Below are 19,509 nucleotides of genomic sequence, written 5' to 3'. Positions count from 1 at the left end.
TCAGTTGCCTCCCAGCCCGGGCACGGTCGGTCGGGACCGGTGGCGCCGTGCCGGCACCGCCGCCAGCAGCAGGCCGACGACGAACCCGCACAGCAGGGCCCGTACCAGTTCGTTGAGCAGTTCCGCCCGCATCGCGGAGCCGGTGTAGACGCCACTGTCGACGGCCAGGTGCACCACAGCACCGCCGATCGTGGCGAGCACCGCCGCCACGACCGTCGCGCCGAGCGTGCCGAAGAACCGGTACGCCCGAGCAGGCGCGGTCCCGGCGGCCAGCCTGCGCAGCAGCACCAGCACGGTCAGGACGAACAGCGCCACCTGGGCGGTGCGCGCGAGCTGGTAGCTGGACAGGGTGTCCGGGCTGCCCCACCGCAGCCACGACAGCCCCAGCAGCAGCGCGTCGACCACGGTCGTGAGGATCCCGGCCGGGCCGTCGATGCGGGGCAGGTTGACGCTCAGCTCCCGCAGCACCTCGTACCCCCAGGGGCTGCCGGCGGCCAGGGTCGTGACCAGCAGCGCCCCGGACCCCGCCGGGAGGTCGCTGGTCGCCGGGCGGCGCGGCGGCGCGACGCGTCCGGGCAGCGGGTGCACCGGGCGGATGGTCAGCGCCGCCGGCGCCGAGGGCGGGGCGTCGGGTCGCGGTACGGGACTCGTCCACGGCATCACCGGGGCATCGTCACCGCTGCCGACCGAGCAGGGAAGGTTACTGTCCGGCATCCGGCAATCACCGGTGGGTATGGGATGGGGCGTGGACGACGGGACGAATCCGGCTCGCCACCGGCCCGCCGCCGGGCGGTCACCGGGGCCAGGCATACTGCGCCGCGTGCCCACGACCGCGCACCCCTACCTCGACGTGCCCGCACCGCTGGCCTTCGCCCACCGCGGCGGCGCCGCCGACGGCGACGAGAACACCGCCGCCGCGTTCGCCCGGGCCGTCGCGCTGGGCTACCGGTACGTCGAGACCGACGTGCACGGCACCGCCGACGGGGTGGCCGTGGTGTTCCACGACGACACCCTGGAGCGGGTCACCGGGCAGCGTGGCCGGGTGGGCGCGCTGCGCTGGGCCGACCTGGCCACGGTGCGCGTCGGCGGCTCCGCCGTGGTGCCCCGCCTGGACGAGGTGCTCGACGCGTGGCCACAGGTGCGCTTCAACATCGACGTCAAGTCCGATGCTGGCGTGACGCCCACGGTGACCACGGTCCACCGCTCCGGCGCCGGCGACCGGGTGCTGCTGGCCTCGTTCAGTGACGCCCGGCTGACCCGGCTGCGGGCGCTGACCGGCGGACGGGTCGCCACCAGCCTCGGGGTACGCGGGGTGGCCCGGCTGCGGTGGGCCTCGTGGACCGGGCGGTCGCTGCGGTTGCCGCCGTCGGTGGTGGCCGCGCAGGTGCCGGTGCGCTACGGCCGGGTACCCGTGGTCGACCGTCGTTTCCTGCGCACGGCCCACCGGCTCGGCCTGCAGGTGCACGTCTGGACGATCGACGAACCTGCCGAGATGCACGAGTTACTTGATCTTGGTGTTGATGGCATCATGACCGACCACGTCGACGTGCTGCGCGACGTCTACCGCAGCCGCGGCCACTGGGCCGCCTGAACACCTGGGCGGAGGACCCCCATGGCCGAGACGGTCACCCCGGCGGCGCAGGACATCCCACCACCGCGGAGCACCCGACGCGAGCGCACCGGCTGGTACTTCTACGACTGGGCGAACTCGGCCTTCCAGACCACCGTCATCACGGTCTTCCTCGGGCCGTTCCTGACCAGCGTCGCCGAGGTCGCCGCCGGGTGCGAGCTCGGCGCGGACGAGTGCGTCGGGTTCGTGTACCCGCTGGGCGTCAAGGTGGCCGCCGGCTCCTACTACCCGTACCTGATCTCGCTGTCGGTGCTGCTGACGGTCTTCGTGCTGCCGGTGATCGGCGCCATCGCCGACCGGTCGCTGCACAAGAAGCGGCTGCTGGCCGCCACGGCGTTCACCGGGGCCGCCGCGACAGTCGGGATGCTCTTCGTCACCGGGGACCGGTACCTGCTCGGTGGCGCCCTGTTCGTGGTCGCCAACATCAGCTTCGGCGCGGCGATCGTGGTGTACAACTCGTTCCTGCCGCAACTGGGCGGGCCGGACGAGCGCGACGCGATCTCCAGCCGGGGCTGGGCGCTGGGCTACCTGGGCGGCGGTCTGCTGCTGGCGTTGAACCTGGTCGCGGTGCAGTCGTTCGACAACGGCACCGCCGAACGCACCCTGGACCTGGCGCGTTGGTCGATCGTCTCGGCCGGGCTGTGGTGGGCGGCGTTCACGCTGGTGCCGCTGCGCTGGCTGCGGGAGCACCCCACCGCCGCCGCGCTGGCCGCCGCCGGCCGCGGCAACGTGCTCACCGACGGGTTCCGGCAGCTCGGTCGCACCCTGCGGGAGATCAAGGCGTACCCGCTGACGCTGTTCTTCCTGCTGGCGTTCCTGGTCTACAACGACGGCATCCAGACCGTCATCACCCTGGCCAGTCAGTACGGCACCGAGGAGCTGCGGCTCGGGCAGAGCACCCTGATCGTGACGATCCTGCTGGTGCAGTTCCTGGCCTTCGGTGGCGCGCTGGGGCTCGGTGCCCTGGCCGGGCGGATCGGGGCCTGGAAGACGGTCCTGCTCAGCCTGGTGCTCTGGACCGGAGTGATCGTCGCGGCGTTCCGGCTGCCGGCCGAGGCGCCGCTGCCGTTCATGGTGCTCGGCGCGGCCATCGGCCTGGTCCTCGGTGGCAGCCAGGCGCTGAGCCGGTCGCTGTTCAGCCAGCTGATCCCCGCCGGCAAGGAGGGCGAGTACTACGGCTTCTACGAGATCAGCGACAAGGGCACCAGCTGGCTCGGTCCGCTCGCGTTCGGTCTGGTGTTCCAGCTCACCAACTCCTACCGGGTCGGCCTGGTCTCCCTGCTGATCTTCTTCGTGGTCGGGTTCCTGCTGCTGCTGGCGGTGCCGATCCGCCGGGCCATCGTCGCCGCCGGAAACACCCCGCCCCGGGTGCTCTGACCCGGGCGACGATGCGATGATCGACACCCCGGCCGGGTCGACCGCGCCGGCCGGGAGCACACCGCACTAGGCTGCCGGTCCGTGACGACCGACGATCCCGTACCGACCTGCCTGGCCCGCCCGACACTGCCCGCCGCGGGCGACAGCCCGGCCGGGTGCGTCGCCGCCCGTGGTGTCGACGGGCGACCGGCGCACGCCGCCGCGCTGCGGTTCTACTGGGGGCCGATGGACTGCGGCAAGTCCACGATGGCGCTGCAGATGAACTACAACCATGCCCGGCAGGGCCGCCGGGGACTGGTCACCACCCGCATCGACCGTTCACTGGGCCCGCAGGTGACCACCCGCATCGGGCTGGCCCACGAGGCCATCGAGGTGACCGACTCGCTGGACCTGCGGACCCTGGTCCGGGACGCCTGGGCCGACGGGGTACGGGTGGACTACCTGATCTGCGACGAGGCCAGCTTCTACGGGGTCGAGCACGTGGAGCAGATGGCCGACCTGGTCGACAGCTACGACGTCGATGTGTACGCCTTCGGCCTGGCCACCGACTTCCGCTCCAGCCTGTTCCCGGCGGCGCAGCGGCTGTTCGAGCTGGCCGACTCGGTGGCCCGGATCCAGGTCGAGGTGCTCTGCTGGTGCGGCCGTGAGGGCCTGCTCAACGCCCGGGTCGCCGACGGGCGGGTGGCCCGCGAGGGCGCGCAGGTCGTCATCGGCGACACCGTAGACACCGCCGACGTGCGGTACCAGGTGCTCTGCCGGCGGCACCACCGCGCCGGCGACCTGGGCCCCGGCAGCGGAGCGCCCGGCAGCGGAGGCCGCGTCCCCGCATAACGAAACGATCACCGCTGCGAACCTTTCGCGGGACTCGGCCCCTTCTGGTGCATGACGGCAGCGACCAGGGGCCACATCGGCCCGCGAACCGGCGGGGGTACAGGACACATGAGGTTCGCGTTGCGGCGTGCCCGGGCCACGAGGGGCCTGCTGCTGGCGGCGGCCGGGGCGGCGCTGGTGGCCACCGTCGCGCTCGCCGGTCTGGCCGCGTACAACCGGGACGTCGTCGACTCCGGCACCCGCAACGTGCTGGCGGCGGCCACCGCCGAGGAACGCTCGATTCTGGTACGCGCCTCCGCCGGTCGCACCGCGGAGGCGCTGCGGGACCGTGACGACGCGTTGCGCAAGCAGGTCGCCGCCGACCTGGCCGGCCTGCCGGCCCGGGTCAGCACCGCCGGGTACGCGGCCGGTCGGCAGCTGCGCGGAGACACCGGCGACGCCGTCGCCGACCGCAGCGGGGCCACCTACGCGTCGGTGATGTTCCTCGACGATCTGCCCGCGCACGCCCGGCTGACCGCCGGGTCGTGGCCGCAGACCGGGGCCGATCCGGTGCAGACCGCGATCGCCGAGGTGGCCGCGACGACGCTGCGGGTGGGCGCCGGCGACCGCATCCCGATCACCGACGGGCTCAGCGGGCAGGTCACCGAGATCGTCGTGACGGGCGTGTTCACCCCGGTCGACCCGGATGCCGCGTACTGGCGGTTGGCGCCGGAGACGACGACCGGTTCGCTGCCGCAGGCGGCCACCTACGGCCCGATGACGGTGTCCCGGGATGACTTCGACGCCCACTTCCTGGCCAACGCCTCCGCCGGCTGGCTGGTCGAGCCTGATCTGGCCGGGGTCGGCCCGACCGCCCTGGACCGGCTCGCCGACGCCGCCGGCCGGATCACCACGAGCAGCCCGGCCGAGGCTGGCCTCGGCGATTCGGCGGTGGTCAGCGGTGACCTGGTGGACCTGGTGCAGCGGCTGCGCCAGGCCACCCTCGTCGGCCGATCCGCCCTGGTCACCCCGATGCTGCTGGTGGTGGTGCTCGGCGGGTACGCGCTGCTGCTCGTGGCGATCCTGCTCACCGAGCACCGGCGGGGTGAGACCGCGCTGCTACGCGCCCGGGGAGCCGCCCGTTGGCAGTTGGCCGGGCTGACCGCCCGGGAAGCCACCCTGGTCGTCCTGCCGGCCGTGTTCCTGGCCCCGCCGCTGGTGATGGAGCTGCTGGGGCTGGCCGACCGGCTGCCCGGACTCGCCGCCGTCTCGCTGCGGCCGGACTGGGCCGACCCGACGGTGTGGCTGGTGGCCGGGCTCGCGGCCGCCGGCTGCGCGGTCGCGATGATCGGTCCGAGTCTGCGCCGCGGCGACAGTTACGTCGCGGACCTGGCCAGCCGCTCCCGCCCGAGCCGGCGGGGCATGGTGCAGCGGGCCGGGCTGGACGTCCTGCTCGTTGGCCTGGCCCTGCTCAGCTGGTACCAGCTGAGCAGGTACTCGTCCCCGCTGTCCCGGTCCCGGGGCGGTCAGCTGGGCGTCGATCCGCTGCTGGCGGCCGCGCCGACGCTCGGTGTGCTGGCCGGGGCGGTGCTCGCGTTGCGGCTGCTGCCGCCGCTGGTGCGGCTGACGGAACGCTGGGTGGACCGCCGGCCGTGGACCGCCGTCATGCTCGGCACCTGGCAGGCCGGCCGGCGTCCGCATGCCGGCCCGGTGCTCCTGCTCGCCCTCGCCGTGGCGGTCGGCACGCTGGCCTGGTCCCTCGCCGGAACCTCGCAACGTTCCCTCGACGACCAGGCCGCCCACCGGGTCGGTGCCGACCTGCGGCTCACCGAGGCCACCGGCGCCGCCCCCGACGGCCGCGCCGACCAGCTCGCCGACCTGCCGGGGATCCGGGCGGTCCTGCCGGCCTGGCGCGAGCCGGTACGGCTCGGCGCCGGCGCCGAACCGGCGACCATGGTGGCGGTGGACGCCGGTGCTGCCGATCAGGTGCTGCGGCTTCGTGCCGACCTGGCCGGTGGATCCACCGACCGGCTGCTCGGCGGCCTCGCCGACGCGCGGGTACCGGCACCGGAGACGGTGTTGCCGACCGGCACCCGCCTGACCGGCCAGCTACGTACCCGCGGTGACGTCGACAGCGGCGTGCCCATCCGCCACGAGATGGTGCTCAGCGACGCCCGGGGCGAACACCGTCGGGTGGCGCTGGGCTCGACCGGCTGGGATGGTGAGCCGCTGCGGTTCTCCGTCGAGCTGCCGGCCGGCGACGGGCCGTGGCGGCTGGCCGGCTTCACCGCCGAGACCCTCGGTGGCCCACGGCTGAGCCTCGACTGGCGGCTGTCCGACCTGCGTGCCGGCCCGGACGCCACCACCGGCACCCGGGTGGACCTGACCGCGGACGGGCCGTGGCAGCTGGTCGACCGCGCCGGTACGGCCACCGCGCCGACGGTCTCCGGCGTCACGTTGGCCGGTCGCTACGAACGGGACATACCGGCGGGCTGGTTCGCCCGGAACACCCCTGTGCAACTGGCCGTCACCCGGACCGCCGGCCCGGGCCGGGTGCCGGTGGTCGCCACCGGTGCGGCGCTGGACATGCTGCACGTCGAGGTCGGGGCGCAGACCCGGCTGTTCCTGGGTGGCGCCGAGGTCGATGTGGTCCTGGTGGACCGGGTCACGGCCCTGCCCGGCGACGTCGAGGACGCCGCGTTGCTTGTCGACCTGCCGTCGCTGCGTACCCGGCTGTTCCACGAGCGTGGCATCGTCCGCTCGCCGCAGGAGTGGTGGGTCGCCGTCCGGCCGGGTACGGCGGCACAGGTCGCCGGGGCCGCCGCCGCGCTCGACGACCTGACCGTGCTGGATCGCCAGGACGTCGCCGACGAGTTGGCTCGCGACCCGTTCGGCGTGGGTGCCCGTGGCGCGCTCTTCGTCGCCGCCCTGGCCGCGGTGCTGCTGGCCGCGGTGGGCGTGGCCGTGGACGTCAGCGCCACGGCCCGGCGCCGGGCCAGGGAACTGGCGGTGCTGCACACCCTCGGCGCGGGTCACCGCCTGGTGGCCCGGTCGTTGCTGGCCGAGCAGTCGTTCCTCGCCGGCATGGGTGTGCTGGTGGGGTTGGCCGTGGGCGTCGGGGTGGCGGCGACGATGGCACCGCTGGTGATCCTGACCCCGTCGGCGGACCGCCCCGATCCTCCGCCGCTGCTCAGCGTCGACTGGCCGCCGGTGCTGGGTACCGGCGTCGGACTGCTGGCGCTGGCCCTGGCGTTCAGCGCCGCGGTGTCGGTAAGCGTGCGGCGGCGGCTCACCGCCGCGCACCTGCGCACCGGGGAGGACCAGTGAGCGCGAGGAGTGAGCTTGCGAGCCCCGCAGTCGCGAACGAAAGGCCAGCCCAGTGAGCGCGAGGAGTGAGCTTGCGAGCCCCGCAGTCGCGAACGAAAGGCCAGCCCAGTGAGCGCGAGGCGGATCAGGGCGTACGGCGGGCAGGTGGGCCTGCTGGCGGTGCTGGGGTTGGTGGCGGCGCTGCTGCTGACCGCCGCGCCGCGCCTGACCGGGGAGTACGCCGATCGGGGGCTGCGCGCCGACGTGGCCCGGCTGCCGCACCTGGTGCGGGACGTGTCACTTGCCGGGCAGCGGCCCGCGCCGGTGGCCGCCGGGCAGGCGGACCTGGACCGCTACGCCGCCGAGTTGCCGCAGCCGCTGCCGGGCCTGGTGGAGCGCCGGTGGTACGCGGCGTCGTTGGACGAGGAGCAACTGTTCGCCCTCGGCGACGAGCCGCCGATGAACGGCGGCGCCCGGAAGATGTTCGGCCTACGCGCCCAGACGGGCGTCCTGGAGGCGGCCGAGCTGACCGTGGGGCGCTGGCCCCGTACCCGCCCGGGCGGCCCGGCGGAGGTGGTGGTGTCGGGGGCGGTGGCCGAGACGCTGTCGTTGCGTGCCGGCCAACGGTTGCGGTTCGCGGGGCGCGATGGTCAGGCGGACGCGCACCTCGTCGGGGTGTTCGAGCCGCGCGACGCCGCTGACCCGGTCTGGGACGACCTGGGCTACGCCCTGGAGCCGGTGGTCCCGGTGCTGGACGGTGAGCCGTACATCGTGGCGGGGGTGACCGACTGGGTCGGGGTGGACGTCGTATCCGCCGGCAGTGGTGTCCCCGCGGTCAGTGGGTGGCGGTACCGCCTCGACGAGCGACGGCTGAACGCGGCGACGCTGGAGTCGGTGACGGCGGCGGTGGCCGAGGCCCGCCGCATGTCGTGGAGTTCGGGGGCGACCGTCCAGACGTCGTTGGACGGTGCGCTGTCGCGGTTCGCCGGGCAGCTGCACGCGGTGCAGGCGCTGCTCGCGGTCGTGCAGGCCGGGTTGGTCGCCAGCCTGCTCGGGCTGATCGTGCTGGCGGCTCGGTTGACGGTGCTGCGGCGACGTGACGAGTTCGCGTTGCTGCGGGCCCGGGGCGCGGCCCTGACCACCATCGGGCTGCGTACCCTGGCCGAGTCGGCGCCGGTGCAGCCGTTGGCGGTGCTGGTCGGTTGGTTCGTCGGCAGCCGGGTGCCGGGTCGCGACGGGGCGTTTCCGTGGTTGGTGCTGGCGCTGGCGGTGCTCACCACCGCCGCGGTGCCGGTGTTGGCGATGCACTCGCAGCGGCAGGTCGGGGTGGTGACCGGGCGGGCCGATGTGGCGTGGCGACGGCCGTCGGTGCGGCGGCTGACCGCCGAGGCGGGCGTGCTGGTGCTGGCCGCGCTCGGGGTGGTGTTGCTGCGCCGCCGTGGTCTCGACCCGGGCGCCGGCGTCGACGCGTACCTCAGTTCGGTGCCGGTGCTGGTCGCGGTCGCCGCCGCGCTGGTGGCGGTGCGGCTGTTGCCGTGGCCGCTGCGGGCGGCCGGTCGGCTGGCCGCGCGGGCCCGGGGCGCGGTGCTGTTCCTCGGTGTCGCCCGCGCCGGACGCGGTGCGCCGGTGGCGCTGGGTCCGTTGGCGGTGTTGATCGTCGCGGTCAGCACCGGGGTCTTCGGCGGGGTGGTCACCACCACCGTCGCGGCGGCCCGGGACCGGGCGGCCACGTTGACGGTGCCGGCGGACGCCTGGCTGACCGGTTACACCTTCTCCCCCGATGCTCAGGACGCGTTGTCCGGGGTGTCCGGGGTGACGGCGGTGGCCCGGGTGTGGGTGGACTCGAATCGTCGGCTGGTGCCGGAGGCCGGGTCGCCGTCGCGGCAGATCGGCACGGCCCGGGTGCTGGTGGTGGACGGCCCGGCCTTCGCGGAGGTGGTGGCGCGCAGCGGTGTCGAGGTGGATGTGCCGGCCGCCCTGCGGGCCGCCGCCCGGGGTGACGGGCCGGTACCGGCGGTGGTGTCGTCGCAGGTGGCCACGCAGGTCGGTGACCGGGCTGCCGTCGACGTGCAGGGCAGATTGTACGAGTTCCGGGTCGCCGAGGTGACCGACGACTTCCCGGGCGTCGGGTTGGGCACCGAACGGTTCGTGGTGCTGCCGTGGCAGGCGCTGCCCGAGTACGAGTACACGCCGATCATCCCGAACCGGTACCTGGTCGCCGGTGACGACATCGATCGGGCGCAGCTGTTGGGGGTGGCCGACGACGCGCAACGGCGGCGGCAGTCGGCGGTGCTCGGGGCGGAGGTGACCCGTACCCAGGTGCCGGCGGCCCTGGAGACCTGGCGGGCGTACCGCGAGGACCTGGACCGGACCGGGGCCAACGACGTCCTGACCTTGGCGTTCACCGCCGGCGCGGCCGGGGGTACCGCGCTGGCGGTGCTCGCCGTCGGGTTCGCGGTGGTCGCCGACGCGGCCGGGCGGGGCCGGATGCTGTCCCGGCTGCGCACCCTGGGCCTGTCCGCCCGCCGTGGCCGGCGGCTGCTGGTGTACGAGCTGGTGCCGTTGGTGCTGGTCGCGGCAGTGACCGGGGCCGCGGTGGGTGCGGCGCTGCCCCGGATCCTGGGGCCGACCCTCGGGCTGTCCGCGTTCGTGCCCGGCGTGCCGGTCCGTGATCACCTGGATCCGTCGGTCCTGGCTTCGGTGTTGGGGCTGGTGGTTCTGGGCCTGGTGACCGGGCTGGCGGTGGAGAACCTGATGAACCGGCGGATGCGCCTCGGTGAGGTGCTGCGTCTGGGAGAGGAGAACCGATGACGGTGGTGTCGGATGTGCCGGACCTGGCCACGTTGCAACGGCGGGCGGCGGAACGGGCTGCCGCCCGGGCCGGTGGCGCCGACCGGCTGCGCGGGCACATCGTCTGCGACGGGCTGGTCCGCATCTTCACCAGCGAGGGCGTGGAGGTCGTCGCGTTGCAGGGCCTCGACCTGGTCGTGGACCGTGGTGAGCTGTTGGCCATCGTGGGCGCGTCCGGTTCCGGCAAGTCGACGGTGTTGAACATCTTGTCCGGGTTGGACACGCCGACCGCGGGCATCGCCCGGGTGGCCGGTTACGACCTGCTGACCATGTCGGCCGCGAAGCGGTTGCGGTACCGGCGGCACACCGTCGGGTTCGTGTGGCAGCAGACCGCGCGCAACCTGCTGCCGTACCTGACGGCCCGGGAGAACGTGGAGCTGCCGATGCGGCTGTCGCGCCGGGGTGGCCGGGTCGCTCGACGGCGGGCGGCGGAGCTGCTGGAGATGGTCGGTGTCGGCTACTGCGCGGATCGTCGGCCGGGGCAGATGAGCGGCGGTGAGCAGCAGCGCTGCGCCGTCGCGGTGGCGGTGGCCAACGACCCGGAGGTGCTCTTCGCCGACGAGCCGACCGGTGAGCTGGACGAGGCGACGGCCGGGGAGGTCTTCGCCGCGCTACGCACCATCAACGCCGAGCTGGGGGTGACCGTGGTGGTGGTGACCCACGACCCGCAGGTCGCCTCGCAGGTGCGCCGTACCGTGTCGATCCGCGACGGCCGCACCGCCTCGGAGGTGCACCGCACCGCGCGGGTCGGTGCCGACGGCGTCGAGGAGTTGGTGACCGAGGAGTACGCGGTGCTTGACCGGGCCGGGCGGATGCAGCTTCCGGCGGGTTTCGTCGACGCGTTGGCGCTGCGGGACCGGGTGAGGTTGACCCTGGAGCCGGACCACGTCCAGGTCCGTTCCGGCGACGAGAGGAGTACGCGGTGAGCGGGCAGGATCTGATCCGGGTCGAGGGGCTCGGCCGTGACTACGGCGTCGGCGACCGGGTGGTCCACGCGGTGCGGGACGTTTCGTTGCGTGCTGGTCGCGGTGAGCTGGTCGCGGTGCGGGGCCGGTCCGGGGCGGGCAAGACCACCCTGCTGAACCTCATCGGCGGCCTGGACCGACCCACCTCGGGGCGGGTGTGGGTGGCCGGTCAGGAGGTCACCGCGGCCAGCGAGAAGGAGCTGCTGCGGCTGCGTCGGGACACCATCGGGTTCGTGTTCCAGTCCTTCGGGCTGGTTCCGATCCTGTCCGCGGCGGAGAACGTGGGGGTGCCGATGCGGCTGGCGAAGGTCCCGGCGGCGCACCGTGAGAAGCGGGTGTCGGTGCTGCTGGAGCTGGTCGGGCTGGGTGGTCACGCGGCGCAGCGGCCGTACGAGATGTCCGGCGGGCAGCAGCAGCGGGTGGCGATCGCCCGGGCGCTGGCCAACGATCCGGCGCTGCTGATCGCCGACGAGCCGACCGGCCAGTTGGACTCGGAGACCGGCCGGGCGGTGATGGACCTGCTGCGGGCGCTGGTGCATGCCCGGGGCATGACCGCGCTGGTGGCCACGCATGACCCGACGCTTGTGGAGCTGGCCGACCGGGTGCTGGTGCTGCGCGACGGTCGGCTGGTCGAGGCGGCCGAGTCGGTCGGGGTGTGACAGGTCAGTACGGGTCGCCGCAGACCCGCCAGCCGCCGTCCTCCCGCACCACCGACAGGTCCCGTTGTTCGGTGCTGCCGCTGTCGCGGGTCAGCAACACGGTGACCTTGCCGTGGGGTCGGCCGCCGCTGGTGGCCACGGACACGTCCACGATCTCGTAGTCGCGCACCACCGGCGGGGTGCGTACCCAGCTGGTGAAGCCGATCTCGCTCCACCGGGTACGCGCGTCGGCGCAGAGCCGCTCGTACGCGCTGCCGGTGTCGCCTGCGGTGACCTCGCGCAGGAACCCTTCGGCGGTCTGGCGGACCGGGGTGGCGGCCTGGGTGACCAGTTGCAGGTTCCAGGCGCCCAGGCCGGCGACCCCGACGCAGCACAGCGCCATCGCCGCTGCGGCGACGGCGAGGCCGGTCCGCATCGGATGACGTCGCCGGGCCGGTCTGCTCCACGGCTGCGCAGCGCCCACACCACTCGACGGTAGAGAATCGGCCGGCGCGGCGGGCGGAAAGTGGGCGTGGCCGGGCGGGACCGCACCGCGTCCCGTCCGGCCACGCCGGGGGCGAATCGTTGATCAGGACTTGATTTCCTTGCGGCCGTTGCCGGTCGCGCTGATGGTGACCCGGCGGGGCTTGGCCCGCTCGGCCACCGGGATCCGCAGCGTCAACACGCCGTTGTCGTAGCCGGCCTCAAGCTTGTCGGTGTCGAGGGTCTCGCCGAGAAAGAGCTGGCGGCTGAAGACGCCCATCGGGCGCTCGGCGGCGACCAGTTCGACGTTGTCGCCGCTGGGGCGGCGGCGTTCGGCGCGGACGGTCAGCACGTTGCGCTGCACGGTGCAGTCGATGCTCTCCGGGTCGACGCCGGGCAGGTCGAAGGCGGCGTAGAAGTAGTCGCCGTCGCGGTAGGCGTCCATGTGCATGACGGCCGGGCGGCTGGTGTTGCCGAAAAACTGCTCGGCGAGCCGGTCGATCTCACGGAACGGGTCGGTGCGCATCAGCATCGGGTGCCTCCTCGGTTCTCCTGGCCGAAGGTCCTTAGTTGAGTCTGCATGACTCAACTTCTGCTCCTTATTTAGCGCGCCCGACGCCCACCGTCAAGTCGGCCGACGAACACCCAGGGAAGCACTAGCGCCAATCGGTTTGCCATGGAAACCTATTGGCATGACTACTGCTTCGGTGCCCGCCGACGGGGATCCCCGCCGGCTGCTGTCCGACGTGCGTGCCCTCGCCCGGCAGGTACGCCTCGACCAGCGGGTGACCTGGCTCGCCCTGCTGGTGCTGGCCACGGTGACGCTCGTCGGGATCCCGTTCGACTGGTTCGGCATGACGGTGCGCTGCCTGCCCGACGGCGGCTGCGAGTTCTCCCGGCGAGGAGTGCTGTACTACTGGCCCGCCGCGCTGCTGCTGGCCTACACGACAATCGCAATCTGCTACGTGCGAGCCGCCCGGGCCCGCGGGCTCGGTTCCCGGGTGCTGCCGTACGCGATCACCGGTGCCGTCACGACAGTCGTGTTCACCGCCGCGTGGGTGGCCGCGGCCCTCTACTTCCCGAGCCATCCGCTGTCGGAGCAGCCACTGCCGTACTGGTGGACGCTGCTGGACCGACTGCTCACCCCGTGGAGCATGATCGGCATCGCGCTGCTGGTGCTGGCGCGGTTGGAGCGCCACCTCGCGCTCGGGCTGTTCACCGTCGGCTACCTGGCGATGGTGCTGCTCGCACTGCCGGTGAACGACGGCTGGGGACCACCCCACTGGGGCATCCGGGCAGCAATGGCGTTGCCGCAACTGGTCAGCGGCGCCGTGCTGCTGCTGGGCGCGGTCGGCTTCGCGGCTGCCCGCCGCCGGCACCGGTGACGGCCATGACCGACACTGCGGACCCGAACGACACGCACCCGGCCACCGGGTTGGACGACGTGGTGCACCAGCGGGTCCGGCTCGGCATCCTCGCCATCACCCACGAGGCGCGTCGGGTCGAGTTCGGCTACCTGCGTACCCAGCTCGACCTGACCGCCGGCAACCTCTCCAAGCACCTGAGCGTGCTCGGAGAGGCCGGCCTGATCGAGGTGGAGAAGGGCTACGAGGGTCGGCGCGGCCGCACCTGGATCACCCTCACCACCGCCGGCGACACCGCCCTCGCCGACGAGGTGGAGCGGCTGAAACTGCTCATCGCGCGGGTCGAGACGACCGACACCACGCAGCACCGGTGACCACGATGCCGCTGCCGGTCACCGGGGGTGACCGGCAGCGGCGCGGACCGCCACGGCGAGCAGGTGAGACAGGTTAGGGTGCTGCGATGGGTACCCATTCCGCCGCGGTCGAGGCACTCAAGACCGACCCGCTTACCGCCGCGCTGCGCCGGTCGCTGGAGGTCTACTACGGCAATCCCGACCGGGACGCGGCGATGGACGCGTTCTACGCCCGCTTCGTCCGCCCCGGTGACCTGGTCTTCGACATCGGTTCGCACGTGGGAGACCACATCGGTACCTTCCGCCGGCTCGGCGGCCGGGTCATCGCCGTCGAACCGCAACCGCTGTGCCTGCGGGCGTTGCGGGCCATCTACGCCGCCGACGACCAGGTCACGCTGATCGAGGCGGCCTGCGGGGCGCAACCCGGGCGGATCGGCTTCCTGGTCAACTCGGCCAACCCCACCGTCTCCACCGCCTCCACCGACTTCGTCACCGCCGCCGCGGGCGCGGGCGGCTGGGAGGACCAGGTCTGGGACGGTCAGATCGAGGTACCGGTGACCACCGTCGACACGCTCATCGCCGAGCACGGCACGCCGGCCTTCGTCAAGATCGACGTGGAGGGCTTCGAGGACGCTGTGCTCGCCGGGCTGAGCCGCCCCCTGCCCGCCCTGTCGTTCGAGTTCACCACGATCGGACGGGCGGTCGCGGTGCGGTGCCTGGACCGGCTCGCCGCGCTCGGGTTCGACGGGTTCGACGTGGCGCTCGGCGACGACAAGTCGCTGACCCTCGGGCGCTGGGTCGATGCCGAGGAGATGGCCGCGCACCTGCTCGCGCTGCCGCACGAGGCCAACTCCGGCGACGTGTACTGCGTCCGCACGCCACGGGGTTGACCCGCCGGTCAGCTGCGGCGGCGGGCCCGGGCCGCCCAGATGGCGTACGCCGGATCCCGGTCCAGGTTGTGCCGGTCCCGGTCGTAACGGCGGGTGGTACGCGGATCGGCATGTCCCATCGCGTCCTGCACGTCCTCCAGCGGCACCCCCTCGGACCGCGCGGTGGTGGCGAAGGCGTGCCGCAGCGAGTGCGGTGACAGCCGCGCCCACGCGTCGATCCCGGCGCTGCGGGCGAGCCGGCGGACCAACCGGAACACCGAGTGCCGGTCGAGGCGGGCGCCGCTGGCGGTGACCAGCAACGGGCCGGTCAACTGCGCCACCTCCACGCGCTGTGCGGCGGCCCGCTCGGCCAGGTACGCGTCGACGGCGTACGCGGTGCCCGGCGTCAGCGCCCGACGGCGTGACCGGCCGCCCTTGCCGACGAAGCGCACGCTGCGGTGTCCCCGCTCGGCGCCCAGGTCGGTCAGGTCGAGCGAGACCAACTCCCCCACCCGCAGTCCCAGGTCGGCGAGCAGCGCGACGGCGGCCCGGTTGCGGGCAGCGGTCGGCCCGGTCTCGGCCTCGGCCGCCGCCAGCAGCGCGTCCACCTCGTCGGGGGCCAGACCGACCGTGGCCGAGTGGTCCCGGTCGACCCGTGGCCGGTCGGCTCCGGCGACCGGGTTGAGTTCCACCGCCCGCAGTTTGACCAGGAAGTCGTACCAGCTCGACAGCGCGGACAGCTTCCGGGCCACCGTCGCCGCGGTCAGCGGGCGGCCGGTCCGGGCCGAAACGCTGTTCTCCAACGTCCGCCCGTACTCGTTGACATGCAGGAAGTTCGCGCGCAGCGGGTCCAGTTCCCGGGCGGCGCACCAGGCCAACCACCCGGCGACGTCCCGGCGGTACGCATCGCGGGTGTGTTCGCTCAACCGTCGGTTACGCAACCATGCGTCGGTGACGGCCATCGGCCCGTCGGGCAGGGCCGGGTAGGCCGACGGGCGGTACTGCACCGAAGTGTCGTGCGGACGCATGTGAAAAATGCTCTCAGCCTTGCTGTGGGTTGACGATCAGGCGCGCCGACACATCATGATCGGCCGCCGGTAGGCCGGGGACACCACGTCGCACCCGGCCCCTACGCTGACCCAGTGCTGTCTCAGGTCAACGGTCTGTCCCGACACTTCACCGAGGACACCCTGCGGGCGTACCTGCTGAGTCGGTCGACGCGGGCCGACGCCGGATGCCTCATCGTGCGCGGTTACGGCAGCCGGCGCGGCGTGCACCAGAAGCTCGCCGGACGGGCGTGGGCACACATCGCCGCGTACGTGGTCTTCGTCGGCGGCTACGACCCCACCCTGGAGGTCCACCACGACTGCGGGGCGCCGGACTGCATCGAGCCGACCCACCTGCGCCAGCTCAGCCACGCGGACAACTGCCAGGAACGCACCCAGCGGCCACGCTGCCGCCACGGGCACGAACGGGAGACCGATCCGGCGACGGGCCGCCTGCGCCGGGTCTGCCGCGCGTGCAACCGGCTGGCGCAGCAGCGCTGGCGTGAACGCCAGGCGGCAGAGGTGGCGCGGGCCCGGGCGGCGTACGGGCGTGCGCCCTGCTGACCCAGCAGACACCGCCTGCTGTGGCTGCGCGCGTGGAGTCGACGTCGCCCTGTGGCCCGGGCGGGCCGGAAGTGACCCGCCCGGGCCCGCCGGTCAGTCGCCGGCCAGCACGGTGAAGGTGAACCCGGTACTCCTCGGACGGCGCAGCGGGATGTCGCACTTGATCCGGCGTAGCACCTCGCCCCTGCTGAGGCCGAGACCGTGGGCGATGAGCCGTTCCGGACGCACCGGCACCGGATCGGCGAAGGCGACCGCCACCTGGACCGGCCACGTCTGGCCGGGCCACTCCGACGGGGTGTCCAGCCGCCAGGCCCCGGTCCAGTCGAGAGCGACCCGGTTACGCCTGGCGAACGACGGATCCAGCAGCGTGGTTGCCACCAGCTCCGGGTCGTTGACCCGGTACCCGGTCAACTCGACCGGATCGAACGAGCTGACCGGCGTCCGCTCGTACACGGTGAGCTTGCTGGTCCGATCGCAGGACACGCAGCGGACCAGCAGCCACACGTCCAGCAACTTGTGGTTGGCGTTGACCCGGAACCTGCCGGGGCCGGTGGTGGCCGACTCCGACCCGCAGTCCACGCACCGCCGCGACAGCAGCGGCAGCCGGGTCCGACGGACGAACCAGGGCAGCACGATATGAGGTTGTGAAGACACGATTGCTCCGAAGACCTGACACGAGGCCGATTGCGCGCGGCCTCAAGCGCTGTACGACCGGGCGCGCGGGGGCAGCCCGGCGAGGCCGACGGGGACGTCGGCTACCAGAGCGGAAGAGGTGTCAGGTTCAGCGAGCGGGCGGGGTCACGCGGGTATGTGTCCTCTGTCTTCACGGCGACGGGTCGTCGGCAACCTATGGCAACGTCCAGGCCAGGCTCAACCGGTTTCCGTCCGGAGCCGCTGCCCGCGCGCCTGCGGCGGCTCGGTCGCTGGGTGGCCGGCGTCAGCCTGGGCTGAGGATGCAGAATTCGTTGCCCTCGGGGTCGGCGAGGCACCGCCACGACACGTCGCCCTGCCCGACGTCGACGACTGTGGCGCCGAGCGCCTCCAGTCGCGCCACCTCCGCCGCCTGATCATCACCGGAGTAGGGCTTCAGGTCGAGGTGAACCCGGCTCCACCAGCTCCTCGGCCCCGGCTTGCGCAGGAACTCCAGGTACGGTCCGACGCCCTGGGCCGACCGCAACCGCGCATGGTCATCGGTCACCTCGTGCAGGGTCCAGTCCGTCGCCTCACCCCAGAAGCGGGCCATGGCGCGCGGATCCGCGCAGTCGACCACCACGGCGGCGATCGGCCCGGTGTCCCGGTAGATCTCCCGAGGCTCCAGCACGCAGAACACGTTGCCCTCCGGGTCGGCCAGCACCGTCCACGGGACGTCGCCCTGACCGATGTCCGCGGGCGTCGCGCCGAGGTCCGTCAGGCGGCTCACCAGCTCCGCCTGGTGTGCCGCAGAGGTGGTGGCGAGGTCGAGGTGCGCGCGGTACCGCACCGTCTCCGGGTCCGGGACGATGACGACGTCGATGCAGACGGCGCTCGGGTCCGGCCAGGCGAAGCCCAGGGGTTCGACGTTGACCACGCCGGGCTCCTCGACGGAGACGCCCCAACCGAGCGCATCCGCCCAGAACCGGCCGAGCGCGGATTCGTCCCGAGCCTTGAGGTTCACCTGAACGAGCCGCAGCGCCATGCCGCCCACCCTATGCCCCGCAGGACGGGCTGAGATCTTTCGCGCACACCAGCCTCAGTCATTACGCACCTTAACAGTCATTATGATGTGCGTACGTTATGCCCGATTCCACGGCGGCAATTAATGGATTTCCGTAACCGGTAATCCATTAATTGAGTAGAGCGCCACTTAGATGTCCCGGATCAGGGGGAGTTCCGACGCGACCGGCCGCCGGCGATGCGTCGCGTGCGATCCCTGGATGAGGTGATCACGCGACCAGCGTTGCGTCCCGCTCCGGGCTCGGTGCTGGTGTGGATTGATCGCCTCGCCGGCCGAGCCGGTGGCGAGGGCGAGTCAAGCGGCCCGGCGTCGGCGGAACCAGGACCGTCGTCGCGGGACCGGCGGTTCGGCGGCGGGTGCCGGCGGGACCGCTTTCCGCCGCTCGTCCTGCCAGCGGCGCACCACGGCGTCGGCGTCGACCGGGCGCACCACGACCCGTGGGCCGGACGGGTTCCGCAGCCAGGCCAGCACCTCGGCGTTGAGGTCGGCCACGACCGCCCGCACCGCCGGCTCGGTGGGCAGGTCCCGGACCTCGTCGGGTAGCTGCTCGATGCGGCGACGCAGCAGCAGCGGAGTGGGCAGCAACAGGTCGGTCGGTAGCTGCTCGCGTTCCAGGAAACTCTTGATCCACCAGGACTCGTCGTAGGGCACGCCCCGGCCGGCGATCGGCTTGCCCGCGCCGGGCAGGTTGTCGAACTCGCCGCGCTCCTGCGCCGACCGGATCTGCGCCTCGACCGACGCCTCCCACCGCATCTCCACCGTCGCCACCTCCCCGGGACAACCGTAACGTGACCACCGTCTCCCGATGGCGCAGCGTCACGGGCCTGACCGGCATTCCCGGTGCCCTAGGCTCAGACACACGGTGGGACGGGGGTCACGGGCATGGTCAGTACTGCGGGAATCGTCGGCATCGCGTTGGTCGCCCTCGGGATGGTGCTGACGCCGGGGCCGAACATGGTCTACCTGGTGTCGCGGTCGGTGACCCAGGGCCGGCGGGCCGGGCTGATCTCGCTGCTCGGGGTCGCTGCCGGCTTCGCGGTGTATCTGGGGGCGGCGGTCGCCGGCATCGCCACCGTGTTCGTGCTGGTGCCAGCGCTGTACACGGCGGTCAAGCTGGCCGGCGCCGCGTACCTGCTGTGGCTGGCGTGGCAGGCGTTGCGCCCGGGCGGGCAGTCGCCGTTCAACCCGGCGCCGCTGCCACCGGATCCGGCCCGCCGGCTGTTCACCATGGGGCTGGTCACCAACCTGCTCAACCCGAAGATCGCCATCCTGTACGTGTCGCTGCTGCCGCAGTTCATCGACCCGGCACGCGGCAACGTCGCCGGGCAGAGCCTGCTGCTGGGGCTGACCCAGATCACCGTGGCGCTGACGGTGAACGCGTTGATCGTGCTCACCGCCGGTGGCATCGCCGGCTTCCTCAGCCGGCGGCCGCTGTGGCTGCGCGTACAACGGATGCTGATGGGCACGGTGCTGGCGGCGATGGCGGTGCGGATCGCCGCCGACCGGTCCCGCGCCGCCGTCGCCACCGGCTGAGCCCCCC

At 73.0% G+C, this 19,509-nt stretch carries 19 protein-coding genes; 12 read left to right on the top strand and 7 right to left on the bottom strand.

What is annotated here, in order from left to right; translation table 11 throughout:
- Window positions 1-714, bottom strand: a complete 714-nt coding sequence (locus tag KBX50_RS00400; protein WP_210933586.1) for a hypothetical protein — start codon at window positions 712-714, stop codon at window positions 1-3.
- Window positions 715-820: 106 nt separating this feature from the next.
- On the opposite strand from KBX50_RS00400, the gene KBX50_RS00395 reads away from it, so the two are divergent.
- The 7 genes from KBX50_RS00395 to KBX50_RS00365 all read left to right on the top strand — a co-directional run bounded on the left by KBX50_RS00395 (window position 821) and on the right by KBX50_RS00365 (window position 11,597).
- A complete protein-coding gene (locus KBX50_RS00395; protein ID WP_307870777.1) occupies window positions 821-1,591 on the top strand; it encodes a glycerophosphodiester phosphodiesterase in 771 nt (256 codons plus the stop codon).
- Between the two features lie 21 nt (window positions 1,592-1,612).
- Window positions 1,613-3,007: an MFS transporter gene (locus tag KBX50_RS00390; protein ID WP_210933585.1), complete on the top strand. Its 1,395-nt coding sequence runs from the start codon at window positions 1,613-1,615 to the stop codon at window positions 3,005-3,007.
- Window positions 3,008-3,118: 111 nt separating this feature from the next.
- Entirely contained in the window at window positions 3,119-3,838 is a 720-nt protein-coding gene (locus KBX50_RS00385; RefSeq protein WP_374224562.1) for a thymidine kinase, read from the top strand.
- 108 nt (window positions 3,839-3,946) lie between these two features.
- Window positions 3,947-7,144: an ABC transporter permease gene (locus KBX50_RS00380; RefSeq protein ID WP_210933584.1), complete on the top strand. Its 3,198-nt coding sequence runs from the start codon at window positions 3,947-3,949 to the stop codon at window positions 7,142-7,144.
- A 108-nt stretch (window positions 7,145-7,252) separates the two neighbouring features.
- A complete protein-coding gene (locus KBX50_RS00375; RefSeq protein ID WP_210933583.1) occupies window positions 7,253-9,934 on the top strand; it encodes an FtsX-like permease family protein in 2,682 nt (893 codons plus the stop codon).
- Window positions 9,931-10,899 (top strand): ABC transporter ATP-binding protein, encoded by a 969-nt coding sequence (locus tag KBX50_RS00370; protein ID WP_210933582.1) that lies wholly within the window; start codon window positions 9,931-9,933, stop codon window positions 10,897-10,899. The genes KBX50_RS00375 and KBX50_RS00370 overlap by 4 nt, the downstream gene beginning before the upstream one ends.
- On the top strand, window positions 10,896-11,597 hold the full coding sequence (locus KBX50_RS00365; RefSeq protein WP_210933581.1) for an ABC transporter ATP-binding protein: 702 nt from the start codon (window positions 10,896-10,898) through the stop codon (window positions 11,595-11,597). Before KBX50_RS00370 ends, KBX50_RS00365 begins: the two co-directional genes overlap by 4 nt.
- A 4-nt stretch (window positions 11,598-11,601) precedes the next feature.
- Here KBX50_RS00365 and KBX50_RS00360 read toward each other — a convergent pair whose 3' ends face one another.
- Entirely contained in the window at window positions 11,602-12,060 is a 459-nt protein-coding gene (locus KBX50_RS00360; RefSeq protein ID WP_210933580.1) for a hypothetical protein, read from the bottom strand.
- Window positions 12,061-12,165: 105 nt separating this feature from the next.
- On the bottom strand, window positions 12,166-12,591 hold the full coding sequence (locus tag KBX50_RS00355; RefSeq protein WP_210933579.1) for an Hsp20/alpha crystallin family protein: 426 nt from the start codon (window positions 12,589-12,591) through the stop codon (window positions 12,166-12,168).
- 160 nt (window positions 12,592-12,751) lie between these two features.
- On the opposite strand from KBX50_RS00355, the gene KBX50_RS00350 reads away from it, so the two are divergent.
- The 3 genes from KBX50_RS00350 (at window position 12,752) to KBX50_RS00340 (ending at window position 14,666) form a co-directional block, all read left to right on the top strand.
- The gene (locus KBX50_RS00350) at window positions 12,752-13,444 is read left to right on the top strand and encodes a hypothetical protein (RefSeq protein ID WP_210933578.1); all 693 of its coding nucleotides are present in this window, start codon (window positions 12,752-12,754) and stop codon (window positions 13,442-13,444) included.
- Between the two features lie 5 nt (window positions 13,445-13,449).
- Window positions 13,450-13,797, top strand: a complete 348-nt coding sequence (locus tag KBX50_RS00345; protein ID WP_210933577.1) for a transcriptional regulator — start codon at window positions 13,450-13,452, stop codon at window positions 13,795-13,797.
- A gap of 86 nt (window positions 13,798-13,883) precedes the next feature.
- On the top strand, window positions 13,884-14,666 hold the full coding sequence (locus KBX50_RS00340) for an FkbM family methyltransferase (protein WP_210933575.1): 783 nt from the start codon (window positions 13,884-13,886) through the stop codon (window positions 14,664-14,666).
- Window positions 14,667-14,674: 8 nt separating this feature from the next.
- Here the strand turns inward: KBX50_RS00340 and KBX50_RS00335 are convergent, their stop codons facing one another.
- A complete protein-coding gene (locus tag KBX50_RS00335) occupies window positions 14,675-15,673 on the bottom strand; it encodes a tyrosine-type recombinase/integrase (RefSeq protein ID WP_210933573.1) in 999 nt (332 codons plus the stop codon).
- A 114-nt stretch (window positions 15,674-15,787) separates the two neighbouring features.
- On the opposite strand from KBX50_RS00335, the gene KBX50_RS00330 reads away from it, so the two are divergent.
- Window positions 15,788-16,255, top strand: a complete 468-nt coding sequence (locus KBX50_RS00330) for an HNH endonuclease (protein WP_210933570.1) — start codon at window positions 15,788-15,790, stop codon at window positions 16,253-16,255.
- A 93-nt stretch (window positions 16,256-16,348) separates the two neighbouring features.
- Here the strand turns inward: KBX50_RS00330 and KBX50_RS00325 are convergent, their stop codons facing one another.
- The 3 genes from KBX50_RS00325 to KBX50_RS00315 form a co-directional block, all read right to left on the bottom strand.
- Window positions 16,349-16,888, bottom strand: a complete 540-nt coding sequence (locus tag KBX50_RS00325; RefSeq protein WP_307870776.1) for a DUF1062 domain-containing protein — start codon at window positions 16,886-16,888, stop codon at window positions 16,349-16,351.
- A 304-nt stretch (window positions 16,889-17,192) separates the two neighbouring features.
- Window positions 17,193-17,930: a VOC family protein gene (locus tag KBX50_RS00320; protein ID WP_210933566.1), complete on the bottom strand. Its 738-nt coding sequence runs from the start codon at window positions 17,928-17,930 to the stop codon at window positions 17,193-17,195.
- Window positions 17,931-18,263: 333 nt separating this feature from the next.
- Complete coding sequence (locus tag KBX50_RS00315; protein ID WP_210934342.1) at window positions 18,264-18,722, bottom strand: DUF1992 domain-containing protein; 459 nt, start codon at window positions 18,720-18,722, stop codon at window positions 18,264-18,266.
- A 129-nt stretch (window positions 18,723-18,851) separates the two neighbouring features.
- Here KBX50_RS00315 and KBX50_RS00310 point away from each other — a divergent pair, with 129 nt between their 5' ends.
- Window positions 18,852-19,502, top strand: a complete 651-nt coding sequence (locus KBX50_RS00310; RefSeq protein WP_210933564.1) for a LysE family translocator — start codon at window positions 18,852-18,854, stop codon at window positions 19,500-19,502.
- The last annotated feature ends 7 nt before the right edge of the window (window positions 19,503-19,509 follow it).

Source organism: Micromonospora sp. C51 (assembly GCF_018070435.1).
Classification (GTDB): Bacteria; Actinomycetota; Actinomycetes; order Mycobacteriales; family Micromonosporaceae; genus Micromonospora; species Micromonospora sediminimaris.
The sequence above is the reverse complement of the archived record's forward strand: the minus strand, read 5'-3'. Positions and strand labels throughout refer to the sequence as shown.

Coding starts and splice junctions, on each gene's coding strand:
- KBX50_RS00400 (WP_210933586.1), bottom strand. CDS start 714: ATGCCGGACAGTAACCTTCCCTGCTCGGTCGGCAGCGGTGACGATGCC.
- KBX50_RS00340 (WP_210933575.1), top strand. CDS start 13,884: ATGGGTACCCATTCCGCCGCGGTCGAGGCACTCAAGACCGACCCGCTT.
- KBX50_RS00390 (WP_210933585.1), top strand. CDS start 1,613: ATGGCCGAGACGGTCACCCCGGCGGCGCAGGACATCCCACCACCGCGG.
- KBX50_RS00350 (WP_210933578.1), top strand. CDS start 12,752: ATGACTACTGCTTCGGTGCCCGCCGACGGGGATCCCCGCCGGCTGCTG.
- KBX50_RS00370 (WP_210933582.1), top strand. CDS start 9,931: ATGACGGTGGTGTCGGATGTGCCGGACCTGGCCACGTTGCAACGGCGG.
- KBX50_RS00310 (WP_210933564.1), top strand. CDS start 18,852: ATGGTCAGTACTGCGGGAATCGTCGGCATCGCGTTGGTCGCCCTCGGG.
- KBX50_RS00320 (WP_210933566.1), bottom strand. CDS start 17,930: ATGGCGCTGCGGCTCGTTCAGGTGAACCTCAAGGCTCGGGACGAATCC.
- KBX50_RS00315 (WP_210934342.1), bottom strand. CDS start 18,722: ATGCGGTGGGAGGCGTCGGTCGAGGCGCAGATCCGGTCGGCGCAGGAG.
- KBX50_RS00335 (WP_210933573.1), bottom strand. CDS start 15,673: ATGCGTCCGCACGACACTTCGGTGCAGTACCGCCCGTCGGCCTACCCG.
- KBX50_RS00380 (WP_210933584.1), top strand. CDS start 3,947: ATGAGGTTCGCGTTGCGGCGTGCCCGGGCCACGAGGGGCCTGCTGCTG.
- KBX50_RS00345 (WP_210933577.1), top strand. CDS start 13,450: ATGACCGACACTGCGGACCCGAACGACACGCACCCGGCCACCGGGTTG.
- KBX50_RS00355 (WP_210933579.1), bottom strand. CDS start 12,591: ATGCTGATGCGCACCGACCCGTTCCGTGAGATCGACCGGCTCGCCGAG.